Raw genomic sequence first — 15787 nt, 5'->3', positions numbered from 1 at the left:
CTGTGCGACTCGTCAGAAACACGCTACCCTCGACCTGAACCAAGCGGAGGGCTTCTGATGCGCGAATACTATGATCTGGGCAGCTATTCATGTCCGGTAACGACCTCCGTTCCCGAGGCTCAGCTGTGGTTCGACCGCGGCCTGAACTGGACCTATGGGTACAATCACGAAGAAGCCGTGGTTTGTTTCCAGCGCGCAGTCGAACATGACCCCCAATGCGCCATGGCATATTGGGGCGTCGCCTACGCGGCGGGACCGAATTACAACCTGCCATGGGACTTGCAGGACGAGCGGGGTCGCCGCAAGGCGCTGGCGCTGGCCTATGATGCCATGCAAAACGCCCTTCAATTGGCAGACGGCTGTACGCCCGTCGAGCAAGCTCTGATCCGAGCCCTCCCTTCGCGCTATCCGCAACGAGATCCGGCAGAGGACATGCACCGGTGGGATCACGATTTTGCCGAAGCGATGCGCGCAGCCTTCGCCGCGCACCGCGATCATGCGGACCTGCGCACGATCTACGTCGAGGCGCTTTTGAACCTGACGCCCTGGAAAATGTGGGACCTGCAAACAGGCCAACCGGCAGAAGGCGCTGCAACGCTTGAAGCGCAAGAGGCGTTGGAATGGGCCATGGCCAACGATCCGGCCGCCATGTCACATCCCGGCTTGCTGCATCTTTATGTTCACCTGATGGAGATGTCGCCCACGCCGGAAAAAGCTCTGAAAGCCGGTGATGTCCTGCGCACATTGGTACCTGATGCGGGGCACCTTGTGCATATGCCGACACATATTGATGTGCTGTGCGGCCATTATTACAACGTGGTGCATTGGAACGAAAAAGCCTCGGATGCGGATCTGAAGTATTACGAACGCGAAGGCGCGTTCAATATCTACACCGGCTACCGCCAACACAATTATCACTTCGCCATCTACGGCGCGCTGTTTCTGGGTCAGATCGAACCTGCCCTGCACGCCAATCAGGGTTTGTGGGATACAACACCAGAGGAGATGCTGCGCATCGAAAGCCCCCCAATGGCGGATTACTTCGAAAGCTACATGTCCATGGGGCCGCACATCCTGATCCGCTTTGGCCGCTGGGAAGAGGCCAAGGCGCTGGAGCTGCCCTCCGATCCGGATCTCTACCGCACCCTGACGGCCACCACCCACTACGCCCGCGCCATCGCACATGCCGCAACCGGTGACGTTGTCCATGCCGAAGCGGAAGAGAACCTGTTTCTGGCAGCCAGGGAATGCGTTCCGGAAACACGCAGGTTGCACAACAATCGCGTGATCGACCTGCTGGAAATCGCGGGGGAGATGCTGCGCGGTGAGATCGAGTACCGAAAGGGCAATTTCGAGATCGCCTTTGCCCATCTGCGCCGCTCGGTCGAACTGGACGACACCCTGCCCTATGACGAGCCCTGGGGCTGGATGCAGCCCACCCGTCACGCGCTTGGCGCATTGCTGTTCGAACAAGGTCATGCGGCAGAAGCAGAAGCCGTCTATCGCGAAGATCTTGGCCTTGGCGGCTCGCTCAGCCGCGCTTCGATCCATCCCGACAACGTCTGGAGCCTGAAGGGGCTGTACGATTGTCTCAAAGCCCGCGGGGAAGATGTTGAAATCCGACAGATCAAACAACGCCTCGACTTGGCTTTGGCCCGCGCTGATCGGGCGGTTGCAGCGTCTTGCTTCTGCGCGCAGGCTGCAATGCGTGTATAGGGGGAGATCGCGCTGCCGCACGATGCCTCCGGCGGGGATATTTTCAGCCAGATGAAGCTGGGATCCGTGACTTCATCTGGCCGCAAATATCCCGGGGGAGATGCGCGGAACGCGCATCGGGGGCAGAGCCCCAACTTGCTTATCAGCCAGCCTTGGTCTTCTTCTTTTCCGCGACCACTTTTTCAGCAAGATCGCGGGCAATTGCAAAGGCCCCTTTGATCTTGTCGCTGTCTTTCTTCCAATCCCGGCGCACGACGATCTTGTTATCCTTGACCTTGGCCATGCCGCGCTGGTTCTGAATGAATTCGACCAATCCCTGAGGCGATGCGAACTTGTCATTGTGGAACTGGATCGTCGCGCCTTTCGGGCCTCCGTCCAGCTTGGCGATGCCCGCCCGTTTGCACATGGCCTTGATGCGCACGACCAGCATCAGGGTATTCACCTCTTTCGGCAATTTGCCGAAACGGTCGATCAATTCCGCGGCAAAACCTTCCAATTCGACCTTGGTCGAAAGCGACGACAGGCGGCGGTAGAGGCCGAGACGAACATCCAGATCGGGTACGTAATCATCGGGTATCAGAACCGGCACGCCCAGATTGATCTGTGGGGCCCATTGGTCGTCAGCATCTGACAGCCCTTCCATCTCGCCGGCCTTGATCTTGGCAATCGCTTCTTCCAGCATGGATTGATAAAGCTCATAGCCCACATCGCGCATCTGACCGGATTGTTCCTCACCCAGCAGATTGCCAGCGCCCCGAATGTCGAGGTCCTGGCTGGCCAGAGTGAACCCGGCGCCCAGCGTGTCCAGCGAGCCCAGAACCCGCAGGCGTTTCTCCGCCGTAGCCGTCAGTTTCTGCCGCGGCTTGGTGGTCAGATAGGCATAGGCACGGGTTTTGGACCGCCCCACCCGGCCCCGGATCTGGTAAAGCTGCGCCAGCCCGAACATGTCGGCGCGGTGCACGACCATCGTGTTCGCAGTCGGAATATCCAAACCGCTTTCCACAATTGTCGTCGCCAGCAGCACATCATACTTTCCGTCATAAAACGCGTTCATTCGGTCATCGAGTTCACCCGCCGCCATCTGGCCATGTGCAACCACATAGGTCAGTTCCGGCAGCTGGCTTTTCAGGAACTCCTCGATCTCGGGCAGATCCGAGATGCGCGGAACCACGTAGAAACTCTGCCCGCCGCGATAGTGTTCGCGCAGCAGCGCCTCTCGGATCGTGACCGCGTCGAATTCGCTGACATAGGTTCTGATCGCCAGACGGTCGATGGGCGGTGTGCCGATGATCGACAGATCGCGCACCCCGGTCAGCGACAGTTGCAAGGTTCGCGGAATCGGGGTTGCGGTCAGGGTGAGAACATGGATGTCACTGCGCAGTTGCTTCAGCCGTTCCTTGTGTCCCACGCCGAAATGCTGTTCTTCGTCAATGACCAGCAGACCCAGATTGTGAAACCGTATGTTCTTGGCCAACAGCGCGTGGGTCCCGATCACGATGTCCACCGTTCCGCGCGCCAGCCCCTCACGTGTCTGCTGCGCCTCTTTGGCCGAGACGAAACGCGACAATTGCCGCACTTCCAGAGGGAAGCCGCGGAACCGTTCCCTGAAGCTTGCGGCATGCTGTCGGGCCAGCAGTGTTGTCGGTGCCACGACCGCAACCTGCACGCCGGACATGGCGGCGACAAAGGCGGCGCGCATCGCCACCTCGGTCTTGCCAAAACCGACATCGCCGCAGATCAGGCGATCCATGGGTGCACCAGAATGCATGTCTTCCATCACATCCGAGATGGCGCGCAACTGGTCATCGGTTTCCTGATAGGGAAAACGCGCGCTGAACTCCTCCCACGCGTGCGGCGGAGGGTCCATTACGGGGGCTTTTCGCAAGGCACGTTCCGCCGCGATGCGGATCAGCTTGTCGGCCATCTCGCGGATGCGTTCTTTCAGCCTGGCCTTCTTGGCCTGCCAGGCGCCACCGCCGAGTCGATCCAAGAGCCCTTCGTCATGGCCGTATTTCGACAGCAGTTCGATGTTTTCGACCGGCAGGTACAACTTTGCCTGCTCGGCATATTCCAGCAGCAGGCATTCATGGGCGGCACCGGCGGCCGTGACGACCTCCATCCCCATGTATCGACCAATGCCGTGATCCACATGCACCACTAGATCACCGGGGCTGAGGGATTGGGTCTCGGTCAAGAAATTCTCGGCCTTGCGGCGCTTCTTGGGTTGCCGGATCAGCCTGTCGCCCAGAACGTCCTGTTCGGCGATCACCGTAAGGTCGGGGGTCTCGAAACCGTGTTCCAGCGCCCAGACGGCAAGGTGCAGGCCGCGCTTTCCGATGTGCGTTCCATTGGCAATGGGAATCGCCTCGGCCAGACCTTCATCCTCGATCAGGCCGGTCAGACGTTCGCGCGCACCTTCTGAATAGGACGCGATCAGCACCGGACCTTTGTCGAGCTTGGCGGTAATGTGGCTGGCCAATGCACCGAACAGGCTGATGCTTTCCTGCTGACGTTCGGGGGCAAAGTTGCGCCCGATCCGCCCGCCCGCATCGATGACACCCGGGCCCGAGGCCTGTGGCAAGGGGCTGAACTGCATGACGCGCCGCCCCGCGACAGCCGCCTCCCACGCGGCATCATCCAGATACAGCAGCCCTGGGGGTGTGGGTTTATAGACCGTATCCATGCGGGATCGGTTTTCCAGCGCCAGACGCCGGGTTTCGTATTGATCGGCAATCGTCTCCCATCGGGCCAATCTGGCCGGTGTAACCTGATCATCGACGGTGATCGTGGCATCCGGCAGATAATCAAACAGTGTTTCAAGCTTCTCGTGGAAGAAGGGCAGCCAATGTTCGATACCCTGATGCTTGCGACCGGCACTTACCGCTTCGTAGAGCGGATCATCCGTGCCCGCGGCGCCGAATTCGATGCGATAGTTCTGGCGGAACCGCGTGATGGCCGCATCATCCAGAATGACCTCGGACACCGGCGCAAGTTCAACCACGTCCAGCTTTTCGGTCGTGCGCTGAGACACGGGATCAAAACGGCGCGCGCCGTCCAGTACGTCTCCGAACAGGTCTAGACGGACGGGGCCCGATTCACCCGGCGGGAAGATATCGATGATACCGCCGCGAATGGCGTAATCGCCTGGCTCCATCACGGTGGGGCTTTGCGTGAAGCCCATGCGCACCAGGAAGTTACGTAGCGCGGCCTCATCTATGCGCTGATCGACACGGGCGGTGAACGCAGCTTCGCGCAGCACGTCTCGCGCCGGGACGCGTTGGGTTGCCGCATTCAATGTCGTCAACAACACGAATTTCTGCGGCATCTGGTGAACCAGAGCCGCCAGCGTGGCAACGCGGGCCGCTGAAATGTCGGCATTGGGTGACACCCGGTCATAAGGCAGACAATCCCAGCCCGGAAACACGAAGACCGGCATGTCAGGGGCAAAGAAGGCCAGCGCCGCGCGCATCGCCTCCATCCGCTTGTCGTCACGTGCGACATGGGCCACCGGCCCGTTGCTGCGGGCGATTTCGTTCAGCACAAGCTGCGCGTCAAACCCTTCGGGGGCGCCGCCAACTGTCACGTGGTTCGGAGCCTTCATCGCCTCGCCTTTCAGATTTTGCTATCCCAGAACGCCAATCGAGATGTTCTGATACATGCCCCAGAACGAAGTGACCAGTATCGAGATCATGCCTATGATCTGGGTATAGAGCCGGCAGCGCGCAATGGTTTTCGAAACGGACTCGAGCGTCAGTTCCTGCCGCCGCAATCGTCGCGCGTGCACGATGTTCACCACCAGAACAAGCGTCAGTGGAAACAGAAGAAGGAACACGGCCTGCGCGAATTCGACGCCGTAATAGAACCCAAGCGTGGCCAGCCCTGTGAACAGAAAACACCCAAATGCCAACAGGATGGTGCCTGACATGTCGACGATCAACAGGATCCGGTTGGTGTGTATGCGAACGATGTCCAGTAGGTCGATCTCGACCTGCCCGCCAATGCGTCGGGCACGCACCACCAGATCGTAGGGAATGCCCATTACCCAGTGACTCGCCGAAGACCAGACAACCGCCAGCACGATCCAGAACCAGAGATTCGAAAAGCTGCGCATGTCGATGACTTCAAAGATCGAAGAGTACCAGTCCAAACCCAACCCTTTATTCAAACCACTCAGGGAGGATTGGCCACGCTGCCGCGTCCATTGATACCCTTGAGACCTTTGTGAATTCATGCCACCCAATGCACGAATGTTCAAGGAGAACGCGCCATGAAACCGACCATTGCCCCCTATCCCATGACCCGCTTTCGGCGTGCCCGTCAATCCCGGGCAATCCGCGGACTTGTGCGCGAGAACACCTTGACCACGGACGACCTGATCTGGCCCGTTTTCGTCCGCGACGGCGAAGGGGTTGAAGAACCTGTTCCCTCGATGCCGGGCGTGGTTCGCCGGTCGGTGGATCTGATTGCAAAAGCGGCCGTCGAAGCACAAGCGCTTGGAATCCCGGCGATATGCATCTTTCCCTACACGGATTCCGCGCTCAAGACCGAGGATTGCGCCGAGGCCTGGAACCCCGACAACCTGTCGAACCGGGCCATTCGGGCGATCAAGGCGGCAGCCCCCGACATTGCGGTGATGACGGACGTGGCGCTGGACCCGTACAATATCAATGGTCATGACGGCTATGTCGTCGACGGAGAGATCGTGAATGATCAGACCATCGAAGCGTTGGTCAAGATGACCCTTGCCCAGGCCGATGCCGGTGCCGACATCATCGGACCGTCTGACATGATGGACGGCCGGATCGGGGAAATGCGCCGCGCATTGGAAGGTGCCGGGCATCACAACGTGATGATCCTCAGCTATGCCGCGAAATACGCCAGCGCTTTTTACGGCCCCTTCCGCGACGCCGTCGGCGCCTCGGGCGCGCTGACCGGTGACAAGAAAACCTATCAGATGGACCCGGCCAACTCGAACGAAGCCCTGCGCCTGATCGAACGCGATCTGACCGAAGGCGCGGACATGGTGATGATCAAACCCGGAATGCCCTATCTGGATATCTGCCGTCGTGTGAAAGACAGCTTTGGTGCGCCCACCTATGCCTATCAGGTTTCGGGAGAATACGCGATGATCCAGGCGGCCGCCCAGAATGGCTGGATCGACGGAGAAAAGGCGATGCTGGAAAGCCTGCTGGCCTTCAAGCGCGCCGGGTGCGACGGTATTCTGACCTATTTCTCGCCTCAGGTTGCCCGCATCCTACAGGGCTAAAACCCCGAAGAGTCGCAACTTTTCGCCGACAAGCCCCCTTGAGCGGGCAGCTTTCCCGTGACACAACGCCCTAATCGGCGTATCCTTGCCGGCAAGATCGGGATCACCCGACATATCAGGCACAGTTACAGAGAAAAAACCATGAGCAGTTCCAACTCCCCCCGACTGAACCGTCGCGGCTTTGCCTTGGGCATGGCAGGCCTGTCCCTGACCGCCGCCTGCGGCAACGGCGTCGGCAATTCAAACTCGGCCATGATCGACGCCCGCGTCGATGCCACGCTGACCGAAATGTACAGCCGGTATCCCAATACCGTGGAAATCGCGAACAAGGCCAACGGCATGTTGGTTATGCCCCTGATCACCGACGCCGGATTGATCTTCTTTGGCGGTGCCTATGGCCAAGGCGCGCTGCGCATCAACGGCGCCACGGTCGATTACTATTCCGCAGTTTCCGGAACCGCAGGTCTGCAAATCGGTGCGCAGCAATATGCGCATATCCTGTTCTTCATGACCGAAGACGCGCTGAACGATTTCCGCCGTTCCAGCGGATGGACAGCCGGCGCCGATATTGGATATGTGGTTGACGCAACCGGGAATTCCTTGTCCACGGACACGACAACACTGCGTTCGCCGGTGCTGGCGGTGGTCTTTGGCCAGGCCGGCCTTAAATTCGGCGCGACCGTCGAAGGTACGAAATACACCCGCATCATCCCATAACCCGGATTACCACTTCCCCCACACACGGCCCCGTCGCAGCGAAACACTGCGGCGGGGCATTTGATTTCAACCCTTCCCGCGCAGGTTCTTGCCGCGTTCCTCTTTCGGTCGGACCGACCATCCTCTAGTCTCTGCGCAACATTCATCTGAACAAGAATAGGGGCAGTAATGGGTCTTGTTTTCCGCTGGCTGGTGCGCATCGCGTCGGGTCTGATCATCCTGATCCTCGCCGCCATGGGCCTTGTCTATTTTCTGGCCAGCCAATCCCTGCCGGACTATGACCAAACGCTTGAGGTCGACGGTCTGACCGCCCCGGTCGAGATCGTGCGCGACACCGCCAACGTGCCGCATATTCTGGGCCAGACCGATCCCGATGTGTTCTTTGGTTTGGGATATGCCCATGCACAGGATCGACTTTGGCAGATGACTGTCATGCGCCGCACCGCGCAAGGCCGACTGTCCGAGGTCTTTGGCCCGCGTACGCTTCACATCGACAAGCTGCTGCGCAGGTTGGACCTTTACGGGCTGGCCCACCGCTCGGTCGAGGCGCAGGACGATTATACCAAGGCCGCCTTGCGCGCCTATTCCGCCGGGGTCAATGCCCGCCTGACCGAGATCAACGAAGAGGCGCTGGGTCGCGGCGCGCCCGAGATGTTCCTGTTCAACGCCCCGGTCTCGCCTTGGCAGCCGGGTGACAGCATCGCGGTGATCAAGCTGATGGCGCTGCAACTGTCAGGCCACCTGACCGATGAAGTTCTGCGTGCGCGTACGTCCCTGATGCTGAACAACCCCGAACGTCTGGCCGATATCCTGCCCGACGTTCCCGGACCCGGCATCGCGGCGTTGCCGGAATATGCCGCCCTGTTCCCAAATCTTCCGCGGTATGCAGCGGGAACGGACTTTCCCGACACACCTCTTTCGCCCCTTCCCAAACGCGGTCTGGCCGGAGCTTCTAACGCCTGGACCGCCGCGCCGTCACGTTCTGCAAGTGGCGGAACCCTGTTGGCCAACGACCCTCATTTGGGTTTCACTGCGCCCGGGATTTGGTACCTGGCACATCTTGGCCTGGAAAAAGGCGGTGTCATCGGGGCCTCGATCCCCGGTGTGCCCGCCATCATGACCGGACGCAGCGACCGGCTGGGATGGGGGCTTACATCCTCGTATCTTGACGATCAGGACGTTCATATCGAGCAGCTGAATCCTGACAATCCCGAGGAGTACCTGACCCCGACCGGCTTCAAGGAATTCCAGACCCGCCCTTCGATCATCGAGATCAAGGGGGAAGCTCCGGTAACGCTGACCCTGCGCTGGACGGACAATGGGCCGGTGCTGCCGGGCACGGATTACAAGCTGGAAACCATCACGCCGCCGGGCCATGTGGCATCGCTGTCCTGGACGGCGCTCAGCCCGCAGGACACGTCGATGTCGGCGTCCATGGCGCTGATGAACGCCGACAACGTGGCGCAGGCCATCGCGGTAGGTGAGCAGTTCATCGCGCCTTCTCAGAACCTGTCGCTGGTCGACAAGGCGACCATCGGGATGAAGCTGATCGGCGCCATGCCTCGGCGTGATCTGCTAAATCAAAGTAGGGGGCGCATCCCCTCGCCCGGCTGGATCGAGGCCAATCGCTGGCAAGGCCGCCTGCCCTATGCCGACAACCCGGAATTCGTGGCCCCCGTCGGCGGGGTTCTGGGCAACACGAACAACAAGATCATCGACCGCCCCTTCCCGGATCACGTCTCGTATGAATGGGGCGATACGCAGCGCGTGCATCGTTGGGAGCGCCTGATGCAATCGCGCGAGGTGCATACCCGCGACAGCTTTATCGAGGCACAGCTGGACACGGTCAGCTTTACCGCGCGGTCCCTGCTGCCGCTGATCGGTGCCGATCTTTGGTTCACCGGGGCTTCGGCCCCCGAAGGAACGCCGGAACGCCAGCGCCAGATCGCGCTGTCGCTGCTGGCGGACTGGAACGGTGAGATGAACGAACACCTGCCCGAGCCGTTGATCTATGCGGCCTGGCTGCGTGCGCTGCAAATCCGGCTGATCTCGGACGAGCTTGGGCCTCTGGCCAGTGAATACAAACATGTCGAACCGCTGTTCATCGAACGGGTCTATCGCGACATTGACGGCGCGGGTGTCTGGTGCGACGTGATCCAAAGCGCACCGGTCGAGACATGCACCGAGATGGCGCGGCTTGCGCTGGACGACGCGCTGATCTGGATCTCTGAACGATATGGCAGCGCGCTTGAATCCCTTCGTTGGGGCGACGCGCATCAGGCAACTCATGATCACCCCGTGCTGGGCTCTGTCCCGATATTGCGGTTTTTTGTGAACATTCGCCAATCGACCAGCGGCGGCGACAACACATTGCTGCGTGGTCGAACATCGGGGGAAGGGCCTGATCCGTTCCAGAATGTGCACGGCGCCGGGTATCGCGGGGTTTATGACTTTGCCGACCCAAACAGCTCGGTCTTCATTACAGCGACCGGGCAATCGGGTCATTTCCTGTCGCGTTACTATGACGATCAGGCGCAGCTGTGGCGGCGTGGCGAATACATACCCATGTCACTGGATCTTGACCTGGCCCGCGCTGCGGCTGTCGGGGTAACCAATCTGATCCCGCGATAATCCGCCTATTCGGCAAGTCCCCGCCCTGTTCGCGGGGGCATCGTGGCACCCACAGCTTTATTCGCCTAACATGACGGCACCGATCATGTGGGACCAAAAGGGGGCGAGTATGGCCAGCATTCGGGATACTCTGAATAACCTCGCGCGAGACTACGCAATAGCCTGGAGCTCGGGTGACCCCGACGCGGTTGCCGGCTTCTTCGCGTCAAACGGGCAGGTCACCATCAACCGGGGCGACCCGATCGAGGGGCGCGCGGCGATCGCCGACATGGCCCGGAGTTTTTACGCGGATTTTCCGGATCTCGAGCTGCGTTGCGACATGATGCGATGGGCCGGATCTCATGCCATATTCGTCTGGACCCGCGAAGGGCACCATTCCGTAACCGGCAATCACGTCATAGCGCGCGGCTGGGAAGAGTGGGAACTGACGTCAGATTACTTTGTACAATCATCATCGGGCTGGTTCGACGCGGACGACCATCAACGGCAGATAGACGGGGCCTGACTCACCGTCCGCTGGATGCGCGTTCTATCCTGTAGTCCCGCGGTATCCCCTGAGTGACCCGCGACCAGTCAGACGCCCGTGTTCGGGCCTGATGTGCATCGAAAGCCTGCTGATCTGAAAACACTTCTGACACGTTGAACCGACCCGGACGGGACTGATCCTCGATCACGTCGAAGGATATGCAGCCCTGTTCCGCCCGGGTCAGTTTTACATGGTCCGGCAACGCCGCGCGCACCTCTTCCAGCCGGTCTACAGGCACATCGATATGGCCGGTCAGGAACACTCTTTGGTCCGGCTTGTCAGACATGGGCAGCGCTGTCCCCAAATCTACAACGAGTCAAACTGAGCCGCCTGTTTATCGGTCCACAATACCGTGATGCGGAAACCGTCATCGGTCTGTTCTTCTGTGCGCACCACATCCTGGCGGAACAACCAGGCCCGCTTGTCCCCGTCAGAGAAAGACAGATCCAATACCGCCTCACGCCGAGCACCTTGCAGATGCATCGCAATCTCGGACAGCAACGGCGCGATGCCTTCCCCGGTTACAGCCGAAATCGCGAATATCTCAGGATCTCGGTCCGCCCGCGCCAGCGTTGCCTCGCGCTCATCGGCGCTCAGCAGGTCTATCTTGTTCCAGACCTCAAGCCGAGGCCTCTCTTCGCCGACGCCGAGCGAGGTCAGGATCGCCTCGACATCCTGCGCCTGCGCCTCGGTTTCCTCGTGGCTGATATCACGCACATGGACGATCAGGTCGGCACCCAGGACTTCTTCCAGCGTGGCCCGGAAAGCTGCCACAAGCTCGGTCGGGAGGTTCGAGATAAAGCCCACCGTGTCCGACAGGATCACTTCGGGGCCGTCGGGCAACTGTACGCGGCGCATGGTCGGATCCAGCGTGGCGAACAGCATGTCCTTGGCCATCACTTCGGCCCCGGTCAGGTGATTGAACAGCGTCGATTTCCCTGCGTTCGTATACCCGACGAGTGCGACGATTGGATAAGGCACCTTGGCCCGGGCGGCCCGGTGCAGTGTCCGGGTCTTGACCACCTTCTGCAACTGCCGCCGCAAGCGTACCAGTTGCTCGTCAATGGCGCGGCGGTCGGCTTCGATCTGAGTTTCGCCGGGTCCGCCGACAAATCCCAAACCACCGCGCTGACGTTCAAGGTGTGTCCACGCCCGTACCAGCCGCGTCCGCTGATAGCTGAGCGCGGCCATCTCGACCTGCAACACCCCTTCCCGCGTGCGGGCGCGATCGCTGAAAATCTCAAGGATCAACCCGGTCCGATCGAGGATCTTGACCTTCCAAGCCTTTTCCAGATTGCGCTGCTGCACCGGGGTCACCGGCCCGTCGATCAGAACCAGCTCAACCTCGTTGTCGCGAAAACGCGCACCAAGTTCTTCAATCTTTCCGCTGCCGAACAAATACCCGGCCTGCGCGCGTTGAAGTCGCACGACTTCTGACCCGATCACGTCCAGATCGGGCAATGCGGCGGCCAGTGCCACCGCCTCTTCCAGCGCCGGTTCGGGGACACGGCGCTGTTCGTCTGATTTGATTTCGGGATGCAGCACCCAGGCCCGGGTGCGCGCCCGCTCATGTTCCATCAAGAGGCGTCTTCGCCCTCATACAGGTTGATCGGCTGTGACGGCATGATGGTCGAAATCGCGTGTTTGTAGACCAGCTGCGACTGTCCGTCGCGGCGCAACAATACGCAGAAATTGTCGAACCAGGTGATGACACCCTGCAATTTCACACCGTTGATCAGGAAAATCGTGACCGGAACCTTAGCTTTCCGTACATTGTTCAGGAAGGCATCCTGAAGATTCTGTCTGTCCGAAGCCATATTTTTATAATCTCGCCATTGTTCTTGCTACGCGCTGCGGACCAACGCGCTCCCTCCGGCAGAGTATGGAGTGCTACGCACAGATATTCCAGATGAAAAATCAGGCGTTAGCCGCCGCATGATGTGCCCGGCTCAATCCCGCCAAAGCGACGGGGTGATCAGGGCAATGATCGCCAGCGTTTCCAGACGCCCGATGACCATGGCCGCGCACAGCGTCAGCTTGGCGCTGGCAGAAAGATCGATCAGGCGAATTGGAACGTCGGTGGCCAACTCGATCAACGGCCCCGTCGTGCTGAGTGTGGCCACGCTCAGCACCATGGCCTGTTCGAATCCGGACCCCATCGCCGCAAGCAATAGGTTGAATACCGCAAGGGTCAGCGCAAAAAGCATCAGAAAGATCCAGGCGATGAACGCCCCGTCGCTTTGAATGCGGCGATTGCCACCCCCTGCACCGCTGACGGACGAGGGATAGATCAGGCGGTCGATCTCTCGTGCGCCATTCAGATACAGCGCGAAGACCCGCAACAGCTTGACCCCTCCGGCCGTCGTCGCGACGCCTCCGCCGATCAATGCCAGCCCCATCAACAGCAAACCGGGCGTTCCCAAACCCGACAGTTGCTGTGCGTCGTTCCAGTTCGCGCTTTCGAATCCGGCCGTCGTCAGGAAAGCCAGAACGGTGAACAGCATCCCCCAGATGACTTGCAACGCCTGCATTGGTTCCATTTGACCACCGATTTCCGTCACGCCCGCGACAACCCGGAAGAACAACAGGATTGCGACAGCAAGGACAATCATCAGACCGATGCGAAACTCTGGGTCCGTATCCAGACGGGAATAGCCTGTTGTCGCGGTATCCTTCGAAAAAGTCAGACGCGAGAGAGCAAAAAACAGGAACAGAAACAGGATGGCTTCGCCCGTAAACCCGGCCTGCGCCCCCTCCATGCCGCCTACCGGAGAGATTCCGGACGTGGCCATCACTGCCATCGCATGGCACACGGCCGTCAGACCGACTTCACCGGCGATCAACAGAAGAACCCAGATCACGGTCGTCAGCCCGACATAGACTGGCGTCAGGGTCCTGGCGACACGGATCAGACGGCCTCGCGGGTCCACGCGCTCGCTCTGTGCCACCCCTGACACCGGGCGCCCCGGCTGGCCTTTGGCAGTGACCTCGAACCCACCAAGCGACAGCGGCGCAAGGATCGCCGCAGCGGCGATCCACATAAGCAGGCCGCCCATCCAACCGACCATGGCGCGCCACAAATGCAACGGGGCCGTCAGGCGGGCCGGATCTGGAAACAGGTCCGCCCCCGTGGTCGTCAGAGAGCTGACCATATCGAAATAGGCGTTCAGAAAGGTGGTCGTTCCAAGTGCGTCGTGAAATGGGATCGCCAGAAAGATGGGTAGCAGCGTGAAACAGGCCAGCATCACCGCCAGCTGCCCCAACGTGCCGCGCCGGGGTATGCGGTTGGAGGACGCCATCGCAATGGTGGCAACCAGAAACAAGCCCAAGATCCCGGAATACAGAAAGGATCGTGACGTGTCGTGATCGTCCAGAGCCAACGCATAGATCGCTGGAATCCACATGGTCAGGGATGCAATGCCCCAGATCAGCAGGAACAACGGCAACCGCCGCAACAATCCAACCTGTTGTGTCCCTGCATGCGCCATCAGAAGAAATCGATTGAAACCTGCATCAGGCGTTCAACCTCTGGTACGTCCTTGGCCATGGCAAAGATTGCGACCACATCTTTTTCATCGATCCGCAGGCTGCCTGTCGGTCGCAAAACCTCGTCTCCCTTGCGGACCGCGCCCACAAGCACCCCCTCGGGAAAGTCGATATCGCGCAGACGTTGCCCGGCCATAGGCGAGGTTGACAGAACCTCGGCCTCGATCACCTCGGCCTCGGCGTCCCCTATGGAATAGACCTGACGCACCCGTCCATGCCGGATGTGCCGCAGGATCGAACTGACGGTCGTGGCCCGCGGGTTGATATAGGCATCGATCCCCAAAGGCCCCATCAGGGCCACCATGCTGGGATCGTTGATCAATGCAATCGCCAGAGCGCAGCCTTCGGCCTTGGCACGCACCGCAGCCAGCATGTTCGTACGGTCGTCATCTGTAACTGCCAGCATCGCATCGGCCCGCTCGATCCCCGCTTCGCTCAGCAACCCGGCATCCAGCCCGTCGCCATGCAGCACGATCGTCCGTTCCAGAGCCTCGGCGGCAAGTTCAGCGCAATGGCGGTCGCGTTCGATGATCTTGGCCCGCACGCGGCTTTCGCGTTCTTCCAGCGTTCTGGCCACTTCCAGCCCGACATTTCCGCCGCCCACGATCACCACGCGATCCTGCCGCTTCTGCGCCTTGCCGAACACCTCCATGGTGCGATCCACGTCCTTGACGTTGGTGAAGACATAGCATTCATCGCCCACGAACAGCTGATCCTCGGATTCGGGAGCGAACAGCGTGCCTTCGCGCCGCACCCCAACCACGATGGAACTGAGGGTCGAGAACAGATCCGTCAGCTGACGCAACGGTGTATTCACGATCGGGCAATCCTCTTCCACCCGCACCCCAAGCAGCTGCGCCTTACCGTCCATGAAAATCTCGGTGTCAAAGGCGGATGGGGCGGACAGGCGGCGCATGGCGGCGGCGGCAACTTCGCGTTCGGGGCTGATCACCACATCAATCGGCAGATGATCACGACGGTACAAATCCGAGTGAATCGCCTCGAGGTAGGATTTCGACCGCAGGCGCGCGATCTTGCGCTGGATCGAAAAGACCGAATGCGCCATCTGGCAGGTGACCATGTTCACCTCATCCGAATGGGTGGCGGCAATGATCATGTCAGCGTCACGGGCCCCTGCCCGTTCCAGCACGTCCGGATAACTTGCAAACCCGGCGATCCCCTGCACATCAAGCGTTTCAGTCGCCCGCCTTACGAGGTCGGGATTGTTGTCCACGACGGTAACATCGTTCAGCTCGCCCGAAAGATGCCGCGCGATCTGCCAGCCGACCTGACCAGCACCGCAAATAATGACCTTCATGCTTCTGGCCCTTCTGCCTGAAAGGATTGAATGACAGATGCCCCCAGAGCGGTCAATTGAATTGTCA

The 15787-nt window shown here is 60.2% G+C and carries 12 protein-coding genes; 5 read left to right on the top strand and 7 right to left on the bottom strand.

Annotation, left to right across the window (positions count from 1 at the left end):
* The first annotated feature begins 57 nt into the window (after positions 1–57).
* Positions 58–1716 carry a tetratricopeptide repeat protein gene (locus GS612_RS06150; protein ID WP_171639403.1) on the top strand — a complete coding sequence of 553 codons (1659 nt, stop codon included), beginning with the start codon at positions 58–60 and terminating at the stop codon, positions 1714–1716.
* 142 nt (positions 1717–1858) lie between these two features.
* Here the strand turns inward: GS612_RS06150 and mfd are convergent, their stop codons facing one another.
* Together mfd and GS612_RS06140 are read right to left on the bottom strand one after the other, a co-directional pair.
* Positions 1859–5317 carry a transcription-repair coupling factor gene (mfd, locus tag GS612_RS06145; protein WP_171639402.1) on the bottom strand — a complete coding sequence of 1153 codons (3459 nt, stop codon included), beginning with the start codon at positions 5315–5317 and terminating at the stop codon, positions 1859–1861.
* Positions 5318–5338: 21 nt separating this feature from the next.
* On the bottom strand, positions 5339–5863 hold the full coding sequence (locus tag GS612_RS06140) for a component of SufBCD complex (protein WP_152458141.1): 525 nt from the start codon (positions 5861–5863) through the stop codon (positions 5339–5341).
* 120 nt (positions 5864–5983) lie between these two features.
* Here GS612_RS06140 and hemB point away from each other — a divergent pair, with 120 nt between their 5' ends.
* The 4 genes from hemB to GS612_RS06120 all read left to right on the top strand — a co-directional run bounded on the left by hemB (position 5984) and on the right by GS612_RS06120 (position 10835).
* The gene (gene hemB, locus GS612_RS06135) at positions 5984–6982 is read left to right on the top strand and encodes a porphobilinogen synthase (RefSeq protein WP_171231541.1); all 999 of its coding nucleotides are present in this window, start codon (positions 5984–5986) and stop codon (positions 6980–6982) included.
* A gap of 141 nt (positions 6983–7123) precedes the next feature.
* A complete protein-coding gene (locus tag GS612_RS06130; RefSeq protein WP_171228223.1) occupies positions 7124–7699 on the top strand; it encodes a YSC84-related protein in 576 nt (191 codons plus the stop codon).
* A 168-nt stretch (positions 7700–7867) separates the two neighbouring features.
* Entirely contained in the window at positions 7868–10330 is a 2463-nt protein-coding gene (locus GS612_RS06125) for a penicillin acylase family protein (protein ID WP_171639401.1), read from the top strand.
* Between the two features lie 109 nt (positions 10331–10439).
* Positions 10440–10835 carry a nuclear transport factor 2 family protein gene (locus tag GS612_RS06120; RefSeq protein WP_171639400.1) on the top strand — a complete coding sequence of 132 codons (396 nt, stop codon included), beginning with the start codon at positions 10440–10442 and terminating at the stop codon, positions 10833–10835.
* Between the two features lies 1 nt (position 10836).
* Here GS612_RS06120 and GS612_RS06115 read toward each other — a convergent pair whose 3' ends face one another.
* The 5 genes from GS612_RS06115 to trkA form a co-directional block, all read right to left on the bottom strand.
* Positions 10837–11142, bottom strand: a complete 306-nt coding sequence (locus GS612_RS06115) for a putative quinol monooxygenase (protein WP_171639399.1) — start codon at positions 11140–11142, stop codon at positions 10837–10839.
* Between the two features lie 20 nt (positions 11143–11162).
* A complete protein-coding gene (gene hflX / locus GS612_RS06110; RefSeq protein ID WP_171639398.1) occupies positions 11163–12434 on the bottom strand; it encodes a GTPase HflX in 1272 nt (423 codons plus the stop codon).
* On the bottom strand, positions 12434–12673 hold the full coding sequence (gene hfq, locus GS612_RS06105) for an RNA chaperone Hfq (protein ID WP_005982826.1): 240 nt from the start codon (positions 12671–12673) through the stop codon (positions 12434–12436). Before hfq ends, hflX begins: the two co-directional genes overlap by 1 nt.
* A gap of 132 nt (positions 12674–12805) precedes the next feature.
* Entirely contained in the window at positions 12806–14344 is a 1539-nt protein-coding gene (locus GS612_RS06100) for a TrkH family potassium uptake protein (RefSeq protein ID WP_171115655.1), read from the bottom strand.
* Positions 14344–15720, bottom strand: a complete 1377-nt coding sequence (gene trkA, locus GS612_RS06095; protein WP_152458149.1) for a Trk system potassium transporter TrkA — start codon at positions 15718–15720, stop codon at positions 14344–14346. Before trkA ends, GS612_RS06100 begins: the two co-directional genes overlap by 1 nt.
* Positions 15721–15787 lie beyond the last annotated feature (67 nt).

This window comes from Ruegeria sp. HKCCD6157 (genome assembly GCF_013110685.1).
In the GTDB taxonomy this organism is placed as follows: Bacteria; Pseudomonadota; Alphaproteobacteria; order Rhodobacterales; family Rhodobacteraceae; genus Ruegeria.
This window is presented reverse-complemented; position numbering and strand designations above follow the sequence as displayed.

Excerpts from the sequence above, each read along its gene's own strand:
- GS612_RS06120 (WP_171639400.1), top strand. The coding sequence starts at position 10,440 with ATGGCCAGCATTCGGGATACTCTGAATAACCTCGCGCGAGACTACGCA.
- hflX (WP_171639398.1), bottom strand. The coding sequence starts at position 12,434 with ATGGAACATGAGCGGGCGCGCACCCGGGCCTGGGTGCTGCATCCCGAA.
- GS612_RS06115 (WP_171639399.1), bottom strand. The coding sequence starts at position 11,142 with ATGTCTGACAAGCCGGACCAAAGAGTGTTCCTGACCGGCCATATCGAT.
- mfd (WP_171639402.1), bottom strand. The coding sequence starts at position 5,317 with ATGAAGGCTCCGAACCACGTGACAGTTGGCGGCGCCCCCGAAGGGTTT.
- GS612_RS06130 (WP_171228223.1), top strand. The coding sequence starts at position 7,124 with ATGAGCAGTTCCAACTCCCCCCGACTGAACCGTCGCGGCTTTGCCTTG.
- trkA (WP_152458149.1), bottom strand. The coding sequence starts at position 15,720 with ATGAAGGTCATTATTTGCGGTGCTGGTCAGGTCGGCTGGCAGATCGCG.
- hemB (WP_171231541.1), top strand. The coding sequence starts at position 5,984 with ATGAAACCGACCATTGCCCCCTATCCCATGACCCGCTTTCGGCGTGCC.
- GS612_RS06150 (WP_171639403.1), top strand. The coding sequence starts at position 58 with ATGCGCGAATACTATGATCTGGGCAGCTATTCATGTCCGGTAACGACC.
- GS612_RS06125 (WP_171639401.1), top strand. The coding sequence starts at position 7,868 with ATGGGTCTTGTTTTCCGCTGGCTGGTGCGCATCGCGTCGGGTCTGATC.
- hfq (WP_005982826.1), bottom strand. The coding sequence starts at position 12,673 with ATGGCTTCGGACAGACAGAATCTTCAGGATGCCTTCCTGAACAATGTA.
- GS612_RS06100 (WP_171115655.1), bottom strand. The coding sequence starts at position 14,344 with ATGGCGCATGCAGGGACACAACAGGTTGGATTGTTGCGGCGGTTGCCG.